Source organism: Natronomonas aquatica (assembly GCF_024449025.1).
Lineage (GTDB): Archaea > Halobacteriota > Halobacteria > Halobacteriales > Haloarculaceae > Natronomonas > Natronomonas aquatica.
Window position 1 is genome coordinate 23,612 of record NZ_JAHLKM010000020.1, and the last position, 14,659, is coordinate 38,270.

Below are 14,659 nucleotides of genomic sequence, written 5' to 3' on the forward strand. Positions count from 1 at the left end.
AAAGCTACAGCCCGATCTACGGACTGACTTCAGATATTAGCTAGCTGAATCGCTCCGTGTTCCGCGCCGAAGGCTTATCCGTGTAACTGGCCTATCAATAGTGATGAGACGGAACTCGGACGACGACGAGGATCCCTTTGCCGGGGTCTTTGATCGGACCGACGGAATGCTATCCGGAATGGCGGACGAGAAAACAGCGCCCGTCGATATTCACGAGTACGACGACGAACTCCGGGTCGTCGCTGATCTCCCCGACGCCACGCTGGATGATATTGACATCCAGTGCGATGGCCGATCATTAGCAATCCGCGTGGCAGCGGAACCGCATCCGTTCGTCACACGCGTTGATCTACCGGCATACGTCGACGAGCAATCAGTACAGACGAGTTTCAATAATGGCGTTCTTGAGGTCACACTCGATCGCGACACCGATCCTGCAAACATCGGCTTCCAATAAAAACGCGCAAGCGACCACATCGGACCAAACGGGTACAGGAAGGCCAGCCTCGTCAGAGGCAGACAGTCCCCCAGCGAAGAGTGGAACACAGGGGCCGATGCGAACCGTAATAAGGCAGAGAGGGGATATTGCTGTACGGTTTGTCCGACGGGAAGGGGGAGCCTCCACGTGCATCGGCGGTCGTCGTCCGGGCGTACCTGTCGGCTTCCTGTGGACCATTTCCCGAACGTCAACAGCCACCCTGGGCACTGCTCGAGGGTGGTTTCGTTTCGTTCAAATGTCTCGGTAAGGCGTTCCTCGAAGGAACCAGGGCGCTCGGTCGAAATATTCGTTATCGACTGATCCGGTTCGAGCTCGTCGGGAATGCCCGGCTCTACGAACAGTGGAGAACCGCCGCCGACCGTCACAAACAAGACGGTAACGACTACGACCGTTGCGAGTCGATACCGATCGAACATCGGGGAGGATCGAGGAAAAGTATTTTACCATACGAAACTGTTGGCTGGCGCTGGCACCCTGCTCTTTGGTGTAGTAACTGTTCTATGACTCCCCCATGAGTTATCACTTTTCTGTTCATCATGACCAAGTGACTCAACAGTACCTGCGTTTTTAGCTTGTAGGAACCCCTAGATTTAATACATTCTTCAGATCAATCACAGCTAGTGACTGTTGATACAATTATCGCAGGCGGAACATTAGTAACGCCAAAAAAAGCATTCGAGGCTAGCATCGCGATCGATGGAGAAAGTATAGTAGCCGTTGGCCGAGAAGACAACCTTCCAGAGGCCGACGATCGTGTCGATGCCACCGGGAAAATAGTGATGCCCGGTGTTGTGGACCCCCACGTTCATATTGACGAGGTTCCTGAGAACCGCGCGGGTACTGTACCCACAGAAACAGCTGCTGCCGCACTCGGTGGTGTGACGACGTTTATTGATTTCGCGTTCCAAGGCGGTGATCGCCAGATTTCTGACGAATCCAAAGACTTGGTCGATGGAATTGAGCACAAAAAATCGAAGCAAGACCAAAGCTATATTGATTACAGTCTTCACGGCGTCCTTCATCGTGAAAGCCCTAGCACATTTGAAGAGTTAGAGCCGGCTATCGAACAAGGGGTAACGTCTTTCAAAATGTTTATGTCGAATTATGAAGTTGGAATCTCAAACGGATTTTTGCTGGAAGCGTTTGAAGAGATAGCAGGTTTAGATGCAGTTGCCGCGGTGCATACAGAGGACCCCTCCATCTGTAACTTCCGGACTGAGAAATTTAAGCGTGAAGGTCGGGGAAAGCCAAGCGACTACCCGGATTCACGACCCGACTATGCAGAAGCAATAGGGGCGGAGACTGCTCTACGAGCGGCTGTTGAAACTGGTGTCAAATACTACGGTGTACATACTACCTGCAGGAAAGCCGCTGAGGCTATCAGTCAGTTTCAGAGAGATCAATCGAGAATCCGGGCAGAAACATGCACCCATTATACAGCACTCACTCGCGATCTTCATGAAAAAATAGGAAACCGCCCACTAATAGCCCCACCACTTAGAACAGAGGACGATCGAAACGCGATGTTCGAGTATCTAAATAACGGAACACTGAGTATTGTTTCGACAGACCACTCGGTCTATCACGAGGAATATAAAGAAGTTGATAATTGGTGGGATGCACCGTTCGGAGCCAACTCTATCCAGTATAGTTTGCCAGTATTTCATGAAGTTGCGATAAATCAGCGGGGATACTCGTTTCCGTTCCTCGTTGATGCGATGTGTGCTACCCCAGCAGAAACATTCGGTCTACAACAGAAAGGGACGCTGGATATTGGTACTGATGCAGACGTAGTGGTTTTCAATCCGACTGGAGGCAAAAAAATAACTTCGGAAGATAACGCCTCAAATTCGACGTTTAGTATTTATGAAGGAATGAGTGTTAGCGGCGCAGTTGAGAGAACGTATGTACGTGGACAATTAGTGGCGGACAGCAGTACAATCGTTGCCGAGGAAGGGACAGGAGAGTTCATACAGCGTGATATCCCTACTTGGGAGAATTAATCTCGTCCGGGCCAATAATAAAGGAAGCACCGGCATTCGTGAGCCAGAACGGATGGAGAATTTTCCAAACATTCATTTCTCATTCACACCGGCAAGGGTCGTAATCGCATCCAGTAGTACGTTCCCGGCCTGTGCACAATCTTCCCAGTCTGTCCACTCCTGGGGGTTATGTGAAATCCCGTCTTGAGAAGGGACAAAAAGCATTCCTGCATCGGTCACACGAGCGATATTCATGCTATCATGTCCGCCTCCAGAAGGCAGGTTTATGGTTTGTATATCTCGATTTTCACTTCCTCTTTTTATTGCGTTAATGCACCGATCGCTCATAGATACAGGATCTATTGTTCGATAAGTGTCAAATTCGGTTACCAGATCGTGTTCTTTACCGATACGAGCAAGGCTTTTTTTAGCCCGATCGGCGATTTTTTCCATTACTTGAAGATCCGTGTCACGAAAATCAGTATTAATTTCAACTCGTCCAGGAACAACGTTGCGGGCATTGGGATCAACTTCGATATTACCAACAGTTGCAACGGCGAATTCGCTTTCGGTTTCGACGACCTCACGAGCGATTTCATTAACAGTTGAAATAAATTCAGATGCACCTAATAACGCATCCGAACGGTCATACATGTGTGTCCCACCCGCATGATTAGAGTCACCAATTATTTCAATATTGCAATTTTTGATACCGGTGATAGCTGAAACGATTCCGAGTGGAATATTTGACCGTTCCAGTGTGGTCGACTGTTCAATATGTACCTCGAACCAAGCATCCCAGTCTTCCACAGTAAGAGTGCCGTTGCCTTGGAACCCAATCTGAGTCAAATATTCCTTTAGACTCTTTCCGTCGTCGTCGGTCAAGGCAAGCGCCTCTTCGACGCTCAGATCGCCAGTTGCAACGGAGGACCCTAGCGTACCGACATCGAACCGTCCTCCTTCTTCTTCTGTAAAGGAAACGACGACAATCGGACGGTCCGGTTGTACACCTTCTTTTTGCATAGTTCGTACAGCCTCAAGCGCCGAGTAAACCCCCAATGGTCCGTCAAATATCCCACCGTTAGGAACAGAATCAAGATGGCTACCAGCAGCGATCGGAGATGCATCAGGATCTGTCTCGTCAGCTACCCATCGACCTGCAATATTTCCAACAGCGTCAATAGTGACGCTCATCCCGAGCTCGTTTAGCTGTTCAACAAAGTGTTCTCGAGCTCTTTGATCAGCTTTTGAACCAGTAAGCACGGTGCGTCCGTACCCTTCTTCTACTTCAATAGCCCCAAACTCTCCATTCGTTAACAAATGCTCACGAAGACGGTTCTCACTCACATGCATCGTAATACAAACCAATAGCACAAAATATAAAATTAGGTATTACTCGGGTTAATAGATCTAAAGCGGTCCGGTCAGGTAATAAAAACGAAAAGCAGCACGCGCAAATCCTGTTTTTACCGAATCTGTCGGTAAATCTTATTTTCTATTGAGGATTTGAACGCTGGTCCTTGTCGTGATAACCCCCGTCACCTCACAAGAATCACCCCTCGACCGCCCCAACTGACGCTTCCAAATCCGGGCTATCTGGACTGTGCCACTACATTATAGTGGGGTATGGGTTATAAATGCCCGATAGACTTCTCTCCGGGAAACGGTGATTCAAATGATCTCAACGAGATTGTAGCCAGCGTCCGGATAGTGGGCTTCTCGCTCCTCGTAACCGCTTTCGAACGCGCGGTCAGAGTTCTCTTCCATTCCGTCACTCAACGGTTCATCGTTGCCAGTCATACTTGTTCGTAGAGACTGAGGGCACCGCACAAAGGGGTGTTCTGACGAGAACACCCCGACCCGGTCACCGGTGGTTATCTCATCAGAAGGGAGCCGTCACCACAGAAGGACCAGCTGACAGCGACAAACGACACTTTCTCTCCGACTACCCTGCTGATCTCTCTTGCTTCGCCTCCGATTCCAGGAATCCGGAGGCTCGCTTCAGGTTTCTCCCCATAGCTTTCGCTATCGAGGCGTTCTTCACCTTGATTTTCCCCGTGAACTTCGCTTTCTCACCGTCCTTGTGATACATCTCGTTCATCAATGACTCCACTCCGGCACGTAAGTTCAGGAACTCCTGTTCCGCTGGATCATCTAACTGCTGCCGTCGCTGAGCAATTTCTACCCGCCGTTTCCTGAACCCGTAGCTGTAGTGTTCCTGCTGTTCCTCAACGAAACAGTTCTCTTGATACTGGCAGCCATCACAGAACTTCTTGTCCATCTTTCCCGAGATACGGCCAGTCTCGTAATGGTTCTGCTCGAATGGTTCGTGTCCGGCAGGACACGCAACCATTCTCGTCCCATCCCACTCTGGAGCAGCAAGCGACATCTTCTCCGCTGCAGGACGTTGGCCCGTGATTCCCGTGAAGTGCTGCGTGATCCCCTATCACGGCAGCACTTCTCTACTTCCTTGTGCGTGTACCCGCCATCTACGAGCAGGTCACGTAGTCCCGTTTCCTCAGCGAGATTCCTCGCGTCCTCACCCAAGAGGTCGCCATCATCTGTGTTGTTCGTATCGACTCGCACCGCTGTAATCAAGCGAAACGGATTTTCACTATTGCATGTCTCAGCGATATTCGACTTGTAGCCGAAGTAATCCTCCGCGTCCTTGGAGCGATACGTCGCTTCGTCGTCGTGTGGGTTTTGTAGTGACCCACTATCGATCTCGTCGGACTCTTCCAGTCCGACGTGATCGTGTCTCTCTTCGACATCTCGATCTGACGATTCAGAGTTGGATTCATCTTCGACATTCGCCATGGACCCGGATGAGTCTAACACGAAGGTCACGTGTGTATCTATACATCAACGTCGAGGCGACGCCTGATAACCGGTCGGTGGCAAAAACTGTTTTAGCACGACTTGAGATCGATAAAAATCTGGCCACCCTATATCGATACTGGGATAAATTCTGGATCGATATTGTTCAGCCGACCTGTCGTCTCGAAGTAGTCCTGAAAATCCTGGTAGAATGCGGTACACTTCCCTTCGGCATCGTAGCGTAGCGTATGGAAATCACCGATAATAGCGCAGTAGCGCTTGGCCCGTGTCAGCGCAACGTTTAGTCGCCTAGGGCCGTCTTGTGGTCGGCCCAGAAATCCGATCTCGCCTTCGCTATTGCTACGGACGAGCGAAATAAGGATCGCCGTCTTTTCACTGCCCTGGAATGAGTCAATCGTATCGACTGTTATCGCTTGCTCCTCTTTGAGGTGATCAGCCAGCGTCTCACGGAGTAACCGAACTTGCGCCGCATATGGCGTAATGACTTCAATCTCTTCGGCTGGAACCGTCCCTAGAAGCTCTGTGACAAGGTGGATGACTAATCGTGCTTCGGTTTCGTTTGCCCGCGAATGACCGATTACATCGACAGATCCGCCAACGTTGTATCCCTCGATCGCTCCCCGATCGGGAAGTGAGTCAACGACTTCGCCGTTTCGGAGCGTCCGGTCGTAGAACTCGCGATTGGAGAAATACGCGATATCTGGATGCATTCGATACTGCGTTTTGAGTTGGAGCCCAACATCTTCGTACACGCCACCATCCGCATAGAGGTGCTCAAACAGCGACAAACCGTAACTCAGCTCTGGTGGCTCCTCGGTTGCGCTAAACGGCGGCAACTGATGATGATCTCCGGCGAGAACTGCTCGGCTGGCCCGTGCAAGCGGGATACACGACGCCGTGCAGGTCGACTGCGTCGCTTCATCAAGCACGACGAGATCAAACTCTCGGTGAAGCGTTGCGGCACTACTGTTTGTTGCAGCCACGACATCCGCCCGTCCTGCGACGTCACTGTAGTTGTCTCGAACGAGATTACGTCCCGACCGACCAGCATTCACTCGTTTAAGCGTTAGCTCACCGGACCCGTGTTGGCTACGAGCGTGCAGCGACTGTGGATCCAGTTCTTCCGCCGTTGATCCGCCGACGACAAGATTATCTAAGGCCTGATTTGAGCCGGTGCAGACAAGGACGTCCTCTCCAGCGTCAACAGCCCGCCGAATGATCTCCAGCAACGTCCGGGTCTTGCCGGTCCCAGGCGGGCCGTGAATACAGAAGAGATCATCGGCAAGCAACGCGTAGGTGACAGCCAACTGCTGTTCTTGATTCAGATCGGTATCAAACTGCTCGCTCATCGCAGCGGCTTCGTTCGAGAACGTCAGGGGTCGCTCACCCGACAGAATCTCACGGAACTCATCGTCTCGTAGCGTCTCGATCGCCTCAGTTTCTCGATCGAACGGCACCGGGTTCAACAGCGCCGAAAGTCCAAATCCATGATCGCCCTTGAGATGTGATCCGACAGCTGCAGACTCTTCGACTGACTCCCACTCAACCGCTAGCCATAGCGTTAGCCCTCGGATTTGCTTGACTTCTGCCGCAATCGGAAACGCATCGGGAGCGTTGCTATCGAAGGCTTGTAGCAGGACTTCGTTTCCTTGATAGATCCCGAACTCATTTTCAACAAAATAGGCCCAGTCATCATCCCGGCGACTCCGAAGCGATTCGTCTAGTTCGACGCTGAATTTGTACCCCTTGTCGGTCGTTTCGACACAGGAAAGTGAGGGAATCGCGGATAGCCCCTGTTCGTACAAATGCCGGGCAGAGTGTTTGCGAGCCTGCGTAGCATTGCCCTCCCGCGTAATAGTTCGTTCTTCATCTACATATGAGTCGAACTCCGCAAGGAGATCATCGGTAATCGGGTTACGGGGCGGTTCATAATCATCAATCGGGGCGTCATAGCCAGGCGGGTAGGAGTTCGGCAGGTAATCCGAATGCCAAAATCGGATCCGGTGAGCCAATTGTGACTCGCTGAATGCTTCGGCAGGGATTGCTTCATATTCCCCTTCGGAGGCGACGAGAAAGATCTTCCCGCGTATTGTATGATCAGTATACGCGACGAACTCATCAGTTACTATTGCATCATCATGCCCGTGGAGTGGGATACAGGTCCAATCTCGATCGGGGTGGCTTAATGAGTCATGCAGACTCGCGAATTCTGCGATTGGTTGGACTGGGACCTCAGCCTCAATCGTTGGCAGTGTAGCCGGATCCGCAGAAACGAGGGCAGCATCGTTGAGATTGAATTGATCGACGGCATGTTCAAACAGCAGGGACATATCTTTGCGCTGTTCTCACGCATCCTACTTGAGCGCTTCCCACGCACTCTCTTCTCCGTAATGGGTTGGTGATCGGTGGATCTGGCCCGACCGGATCCAAAACCACCCCGCTGGGGACCAATGAGCCAACCGGAACGCAGATATTTGAGTGTGTCACTGAGTCACCAGATCGCTTGGATGAGTGTGCCCGACAAGTGAATAAACCCTCTGACCCTCTCCATCTTGTACACTATTTTTGACAAAAGTTGGATGGATCTACCGTGCGAAGGTTTCTATGTCACGCTCTTTCATAGGGAAAGATAGCCCAGGCATGGAGTACCCGACCCGATCGGAAATTCGCTCGCTCTGCACAGAACAGTCCTTCGAACGGGGGGTCAAGTACTACGAGAGGGATAGGGTTCAGAAACTGGAGGTCGAGGGTGGAGACATTACTGCAATCGTTCGTGGATCCCACGATTACGACATCTCGATCAATATCGATGACGACACGATTCGGACCGTCTGTAGTTGCCCCTACGACTACGCTGGAGATTGTAAACACATCGTCGCTGTACTCTTAGCCGTCGAAGATCGCTCATCCGAGTCAACTGTTGAGACAGCCGATTCATCAGACAGCTCTGAGACGGTCGATATTGAAGCCCTGATCGATCGGACGCCTGACGACGAGCTTCGGACGTTTCTCCTCGATCTCATCGCGGACGACTGTGATATCCGTGATCGGTTCGTCGCATTTGCTGGTGAAGAGCCAGGCAAGACTGTTTACGATTACAAGCAAGAAATCGACTGTCTGTTCGAGGATGCAGCCGGTCGTGGTGGCATGATCGAATACGATACTCGTATCGACTTCTCCCAGTATCACGACCTGGCGGAAATGCACCGAAGCCGTGAAAACATTAGCACAGCGACCGATATCTACCGTGCGTTGGCGGAGACAATCCGTGAGAATATGAACCGGATCGACGACAGTAGCGGATACTACGGTCGCGAATTGAGCCGTGCCATCGAGGGGTACGCCGAGACGATCGTCGAACAAGACTGTGAACATGACGAAAAGCAACCCCACATCGAATATCTCTTCGAGGAATTCATCGAGGCAGACTACGGCTTTGCCAGTGAGGACTACGACGAGGCATTACGGACCATCTGTACGACGAGGGCGGATCTCGAATACTGGCTCGAACGGTTGGACGCACACGTTTCGGGTGTCGACCTCGAGCCAGAGGCCCTCGAAGCATCGGTCGGTTCTTCGACAGAGACAACTCAGGACGACGTCGAAGGAGACACCTCATCAAGCGAATCGACAGCTATTTCGAACGCACAGCCGGCAGACGAGACAGACACAACTGACGAAAACGATCGGACCGACGATGTCCTCTATACTTCGGATTTCACGACTGGACCGCTCTCTACGGACGACTTTACTGGCGGAACGCTTGATGTCGAGCATTTAGCGGTCGGACCACTAGAGATCGGATACTTCGTCGGCGATTCGTTTGACGAGCTTCGCGTGGACGCTCCAACAACCGTCGAACGACATACTGCAGCGATCGAATCGCCCGAATCCAGTGCTTCCGAGTCAGATCTTGCTTCGAAGTTCCAGAAGCGGCGTGTCCTCTCGACGTACGTATACGTGCTGGAGGAGCTTGGCGAGGAAGATATTCTGGATGTGCTGTACGAAGAGATCTACCTCGAAGACAAGCGGTTCTGTAAGGCGTATGCCGAGCGGCTGGTCGAACAAAACGACGAAGAGCGTGCACTCAAGATCGTCGAACACGGAATTGACACATTCCATTCAACGACTGACCTGCGCTGGATCGCCGTCGATCTCTACGGAGATCCGGAGGCGGACAGATACAAGACGCTGTTGAAGCAACTATTTCTCGATCACTCTGAGTGGGACGCCTACGATGAACTAAAACAGGCCTGTACCGATCGCGAATGGTCGTCGATATATGGGGAGTTCGAGCGTACACTCGACCAGCGTGACCGACAACGGCTGATCTCTATGTACGTCCACGAGATGGATCTCGAGAAGGCATTCTTCGAACTGAAGGAAGCCGAAAATCTATCCTGGATTCGTCGCTATCAGGACCCGGTCGCAACGGTCGATCCGATCGAGTATTTCGAGATGTACCGCGAACAGTTGATTCCGTTTGCCGCCGCTGAGACGGGGCGTCGTCATTATCGGGAAATTGCAGATCACTTGGAGTCGATGCAGGAGTTGGTTTCTGACGCCCGGTTCGAAGAGTTCGTCGAGTTCCTGAAGGAAAAACATTCGAATCGACCAGCATTCCTCGATGAACTCGAGACAGCAGGGTTTTGATTCACTCGGTAACCTCCTTGAATTCCCCACCACGACCGGTAAACACTCGAACGTCTGGTTCGTTTGATATCGCGGTCAACTGATCTATAGTCGCCAACACAGCGTCGATATCCAGTTCCCAGGGCACCGTATTGAATACGATCGCCAGAGTCGTGTCCGTATTCGTGCCTGTTTCGAGACGGTAGAGTCGATCACGAACAAGAGCCTGCCCGAGAGCGGTGTCGAACGCCGATGCCTCGAAGGTTTTCGTCGTTTGAATGATCCAGTCACTCTCGTCCGTCTCAATAATGGCATCGACCGTTCGGGTAATTATCTCACCGACTGAACTGTCTACCCCATGCGCAGGCGAGTCGGGAAGTTATGATGTCCCGACAACAACATCTCGATGAACAGTGCCGTCAATGACATCTGCTGTGGGGAACTGCTCAAGGACGGTTCGTTCACGTTCGTCTTCATCCATGTACTTCTCCTCGATCGCTTCCAAACCGTGATTGGCGACCTGATCGAGAAATCCGAGTGTGGTATCCATAGCATCGACGTCCGGCCCATAGCCGATTGGATCCCCACGATGGGTCGTCGCCCAGACGAGTCCGTCGTCGATGATGCCAACGTACCCATCGATGTCGACGTGCCGGCCAGCGGCTTTGAATGCCTGTGACGGCGATTCGTCGATGTTCGAGCCGAGCGTCCGGTTGTAGTGGAAATCCCGATCGTAGACGTCTTCCGGCGACTTTTCGCGTATATCCCCCGGAAAGACTTGGATCGACCCATATCGATTGTTCACCCGCTCGATCTCTACTGTGATGCCGTACTTGTCGGAGATCGTGTACAGGAGGTCGATGATCTGCTCGTGATCGTCGTAGTTTGGTGCGTCAGCATAGTATCGAAGCTTCATGGCTCTTCAGTCCCCCGTTCGTCGGACGCCCTCGCGTCAGTCAGTCGGGTTTCGACGTCCTCGAGACAGTCGGCTACCATCGACGCTCCTTCGAGAGGACCCTCGACCTCCAGCGCTGCTCGGTACAGTTCCGCAGTACGCTCCAACTCTTCGATCGATAGCTCGTCGGACTCATCGAGCCAGTAGCTATCCGCGAGTTTCTTGTACGCCCAGGGATCCTCGGGGTACTCCTCGATGAGCGCCTCGAACTCAGCCCTGCTGTCAGCGGTTCTACCCAGTTCCGCGAGCGAGTCGGCGACGAAGTGACGAAAGTCGAGCAGGAACTCGTCGTCTGCGTCAGGAAACTGCTCACAGACCTCCCGACAGAACTCGAGTCGGTGATCGTAATACGCCGGGTCGTCCTCAGCGACGGTGGCAAGATCGCTATCGAGCGTTCGAATGAACGCCTCGAGCGAGAGAAACGTCGGTAATGTTCGGTCTGCTTCTTCGATGGTCGTACTGTCGTCGGGGATGACGGCGAGGATGTACTCCCAGGCAGTTAGCCACTGATTGCAGGCCTCAGCGCGGTTCCCTTTCTCTCGGAGATCGCGTCCCTCCTGCACGAAATCGTAGATCCGCTCTTTATGCGGAACCTCGGGTGCCCAGCGCTCCCAAAGTTCCTGTGCCGCCATCCAGATAAAGTCCTGATCGTAGCCCGTGGCATCGACCTCGTAGTCAGTCTCCCACTGGTCCGAAAGTGCGGTTGCTGAATCGAGGTCTTTTGCTCGGTTCCGAAACGCCGTCTCATTTGTTTCGATGCCGTTGTCCGCGAGTTTCTCAACGATTTCATCCGTCGAGAGTGCTTCGACATCACTGAGTTCCCATGCATCGGCAGGATGGGTGTCGTCTGATGTATTGACTGTTCGTTGCTCACGCTGGATGGATTGGTTGGCGTCCGTGTCCGCATCGTTACTCTCCTCTATCCCGTGTTCGTCGATGTATTGCTCGACACGCTTTCGGTCGATTCGACTCAGTCCGTCACGTTCGTGGGCCTCGTAGAGATGTTCTCGGAGCGCAGTCTCCTTCTCGAAAGTTTGCTCGCAGTAGCGACAGTCGCTCATTAGTTGGAGCTACGTATGCGGGTGGAAAAAGCAATGGGTGTCAACAGGAAGTCTGTGACGAAGCGACCGATGAATCTGCGATATCGACCTCCAAAGCGCCTACCTTACCAAGTAGTTCGAAGAAGCGTGCCAATCGCTTGGCAGAGTATGCCTACTCCTCAAGGTACTGGAGTAACTGTCCAACGTAGGGACTGTTCTCCCAGCTTCGATGCGGGCTAATCATCGTGATCAACGCTTTCGCTTCCTCATGGGTCATGTGACCGTTCCGGGCGTAGTCACAGATGAGCCGCGGTGTCGGCACGATACGAGGTCCTTGGAGGACCGCATGGATGAGCGGGAAGTTCGTCCCACCGAACTCATCGGTAAGAAACCCATCGGCTGAGAGGGCGTTCGCGAGGACGATGCCGTCGGTCTCGCCGTCGTCAAGCCCGAACGTTGGCCGCGAATTCGGTGTGGCGTCATACTCGTACGGATCCTCGACCGTATAGTGGTTGCGAGCTGCGATGGCATTGCTCGCGGCGACGGCATGGATGTCCTGATACTGTCTGATCTCGTGGAGTTCTGTCAGAACTTCCGGTGGTACGAACACGTTACACGAGGTACAGAAATACTGGAGTGGGTCTGGATTCGTCTCAGTATCGAAGGCTGCGTCCGCACTGGGGACGGCGAGACTAACGAGCGCACTGGTGTCGGCGACGGCTGTTCGCAGTCGGTAACCGGTCATCGCTCGTCATCTGTGTCGACTGTCGCCGCCTTGCCATCGTAGATATCGATATCGTCGGGTGCCGCGAGATCAAGTGGTTCGTCTTCAAGATCTCTCTTGAGCAGGCGGAGACGTTGGGCGCTCTCAGCACCGACCAGTTGCTTGACGGTCTCGAAGTCGAGTTGATCGTCGTAGTATTTCGTTGCGACGAGTTCCTGAAACGTCTCGCTGTCGGCAGTCTCTTCGATATATTCACGGATCGCTTCGACGAGCAGATCCGTCCGATCTTTGTCGAAGAGATCGGCGATCGCGTCGAGACGGTCAACGAGGTACTCCGGGGATTGGAAGTGAACTCGCCGCGGATCATCGCTTGCACTCATTCTATGTGCATATCTTGCACATGGGTCCATAACAGTTTCGCCGACTGCACATACCTTGCACACTGTGCCGCGGGGAAGCCAGCAGGCATCAACAGAGTCGGGGGGTGTCGTCTTGCTCGTTTTGAGCACTTTGGCTGCAATGCGCATGAGCGTCTAGACGGATTATTACGTGACAATAAGATTTATTCAGTTTTAGCCCGCAACGCTCGTATGGAAGAACCGCGTGCGGAGCTGACAGCGGATGTCGATGAGCGTGCTGAGACTCCCGACTTCGAGGCGTTGGCTTCTCCGGAGGAGTTGGTGCGCGGCGACCGAACGCGGGATGATTTTTTCGACGCTGTCCTCGCACTCGATGAGCCAGCGACAGCGAGCGACGTCGCCGAACTGGCAGGACATGGTGTTGATGCCGCACGTGAGTACTTGGAGTGGTTCGAACGAATGGGGATCGTGACACAGGTCACAGACTCACCAGCCACCTACACGCGGAATCAAGCGTACCTGAACTGGCGACGGGTTCAGAAGCTCCAGCGGGAATACGCCACTGAAGAGCTCCTCGATCTTCTGAAGACGGAATCGGAGCGTGTAGAGACGCTGGAAAACGAATTCGACGTCGAATCACCGGACAACATCTCGATTGCACGCTATGCCGGCGAGACTGACCGATCCCTCGAAGACATCTGGGAACGGCTCTCTGGGTGGCACACAGCTCGTCGTCGAGTGGCGCTGCTCGAACGAGCCCTCATGACCGAGTCCGGTGACAGCACTGATCTACAGTCCACGGTATGAGTGGCGACGACGAGAGTACGCCTGACTCACTTAGCGGTGCGCCGATTGATTTCGACCGACTCGACGCCATTCGAGAGCGATTCGCTGCTAGTGACCGTTTCAGGCGAATCAATGAGCAGCCGGCAGTTGCCCCAGATCGGCTGGCATGCGTGTATGACCAACGGTTCTACCCGAAACGAGTTCGTACTGCTCGCCTAGAGGTTGTTTGGTTCGAAAACGGGGATTTCTCGTTACACTACCACGGGGCACACGAAAGCGGCGAATTCGATCGTCGTTGGGATAGACACCCGTCCGATCACAACACTCGCGACCATATCCACCCAGGGCCTGACGCACCGACCCCTGGTACCGATACATCGCATCCCGAAGACTGGCGAGATGTCCTCTCGATGGTCCTTTCAGAGATTGAAGACCGACAGCGTGCTTTCTGGGAGGAATAGCTTCGACAACCTGGGTCGCAGTGTCGGGGCTCGACAGATCGGATCGTACTCATGATTGCCACCCTCGAAATCCAGGGACGGTTATAATACACCCATTCTGGGACTGTCGGCGATGTTCGGGCTCGGTGCGTGTCAACTCACTAATGCCGCGATCCTACTTCGATATTGCTCCAATGCGATGGACCACTGTAGCGAGCTTACAAGGCCATATGCGACGATCGTCTCGTCTGCTTGAAGCGCAAACTGCGCCAGTGTGGATGCGGGTTCGCCTGAGAATCGAGGGCTATTCCTGAGAAAATCAAAGAACGCTCATCTGTAGAAGTCAGTACTTAGAATTTTCTCGAACCAGCGATCTGTATTGAGTGTGAGGCTGAAGAAGTTCA

At 53.0% G+C, this 14,659-nt stretch carries 13 protein-coding genes; 5 read left to right on the forward strand and 8 right to left on the reverse strand.

Annotated features, from left to right (window positions below):
- Positions 1–103 precede the first annotated feature (103 nt).
- Together KM295_RS12550 and KM295_RS12555 are read left to right on the forward strand one after the other, a co-directional pair.
- A complete protein-coding gene (locus KM295_RS12550; RefSeq protein ID WP_256030301.1) occupies positions 104–457 on the forward strand; it encodes an Hsp20/alpha crystallin family protein in 354 nt (117 codons plus the stop codon).
- Between the two features lie 662 nt (positions 458–1,119).
- Positions 1,120–2,502: a dihydroorotase gene (locus KM295_RS12555; protein ID WP_256030302.1), complete on the forward strand. Its 1,383-nt coding sequence runs from the start codon at positions 1,120–1,122 to the stop codon at positions 2,500–2,502.
- Positions 2,503–2,574: 72 nt separating this feature from the next.
- Here the strand turns inward: KM295_RS12555 and KM295_RS12560 are convergent, their stop codons facing one another.
- The 4 genes from KM295_RS12560 to KM295_RS12575 all read right to left on the reverse strand — a co-directional run bounded on the left by KM295_RS12560 (position 2,575) and on the right by KM295_RS12575 (position 7,649).
- Complete coding sequence (locus tag KM295_RS12560) at positions 2,575–3,834, reverse strand: Zn-dependent hydrolase (RefSeq protein ID WP_256030303.1); 1,260 nt, start codon at positions 3,832–3,834, stop codon at positions 2,575–2,577.
- A 318-nt stretch (positions 3,835–4,152) separates the two neighbouring features.
- Entirely contained in the window at positions 4,153–4,281 is a 129-nt protein-coding gene (locus tag KM295_RS12565; RefSeq protein ID WP_256030304.1) for a hypothetical protein, read from the reverse strand.
- Positions 4,282–4,426: 145 nt separating this feature from the next.
- Entirely contained in the window at positions 4,427–4,870 is a 444-nt protein-coding gene (locus KM295_RS12570; RefSeq protein WP_336272829.1) for a transposase, read from the reverse strand.
- A gap of 556 nt (positions 4,871–5,426) precedes the next feature.
- Positions 5,427–7,649, reverse strand: coding sequence for an AAA domain-containing protein (locus KM295_RS12575; RefSeq protein ID WP_256030305.1), 2,223 nt, complete (start codon positions 7,647–7,649; stop codon positions 5,427–5,429).
- Between the two features lie 310 nt (positions 7,650–7,959).
- On the opposite strand from KM295_RS12575, the gene KM295_RS12580 reads away from it, so the two are divergent.
- Positions 7,960–9,972 (forward strand): SWIM zinc finger family protein, encoded by a 2,013-nt coding sequence (locus KM295_RS12580; protein WP_256030306.1) that lies wholly within the window; start codon positions 7,960–7,962, stop codon positions 9,970–9,972.
- A 358-nt stretch (positions 9,973–10,330) separates the two neighbouring features.
- Here the strand turns inward: KM295_RS12580 and KM295_RS12585 are convergent, their stop codons facing one another.
- The 4 genes from KM295_RS12585 to KM295_RS12600 all read right to left on the reverse strand — a co-directional run bounded on the left by KM295_RS12585 (position 10,331) and on the right by KM295_RS12600 (position 13,050).
- Entirely contained in the window at positions 10,331–10,867 is a 537-nt protein-coding gene (locus KM295_RS12585; protein ID WP_256030307.1) for a DUF8045 domain-containing protein, read from the reverse strand.
- Entirely contained in the window at positions 10,864–11,967 is a 1,104-nt protein-coding gene (locus tag KM295_RS12590; RefSeq protein WP_256030308.1) for a tetratricopeptide repeat protein, read from the reverse strand. The genes KM295_RS12585 and KM295_RS12590 overlap by 4 nt, the downstream gene beginning before the upstream one ends.
- 151 nt (positions 11,968–12,118) lie before the next feature.
- Positions 12,119–12,691, reverse strand: a complete 573-nt coding sequence (locus KM295_RS12595) for a hypothetical protein (protein ID WP_256030309.1) — start codon at positions 12,689–12,691, stop codon at positions 12,119–12,121.
- Entirely contained in the window at positions 12,688–13,050 is a 363-nt protein-coding gene (locus tag KM295_RS12600; RefSeq protein ID WP_256030310.1) for a hypothetical protein, read from the reverse strand. The genes KM295_RS12595 and KM295_RS12600 overlap by 4 nt, the downstream gene beginning before the upstream one ends.
- Before the next feature lie 210 nt (positions 13,051–13,260).
- Here KM295_RS12600 and KM295_RS12605 point away from each other — a divergent pair, with 210 nt between their 5' ends.
- Both KM295_RS12605 and KM295_RS17125 read left to right on the forward strand, forming a co-directional pair.
- Entirely contained in the window at positions 13,261–13,836 is a 576-nt protein-coding gene (locus tag KM295_RS12605) for a DUF7342 family protein (protein WP_256030311.1), read from the forward strand.
- Entirely contained in the window at positions 13,833–14,276 is a 444-nt protein-coding gene (locus KM295_RS17125; protein ID WP_418904800.1) for a toxin-antitoxin system TumE family protein, read from the forward strand. The genes KM295_RS12605 and KM295_RS17125 overlap by 4 nt, the downstream gene beginning before the upstream one ends.
- The last annotated feature ends 383 nt before the right edge of the window (positions 14,277–14,659 follow it).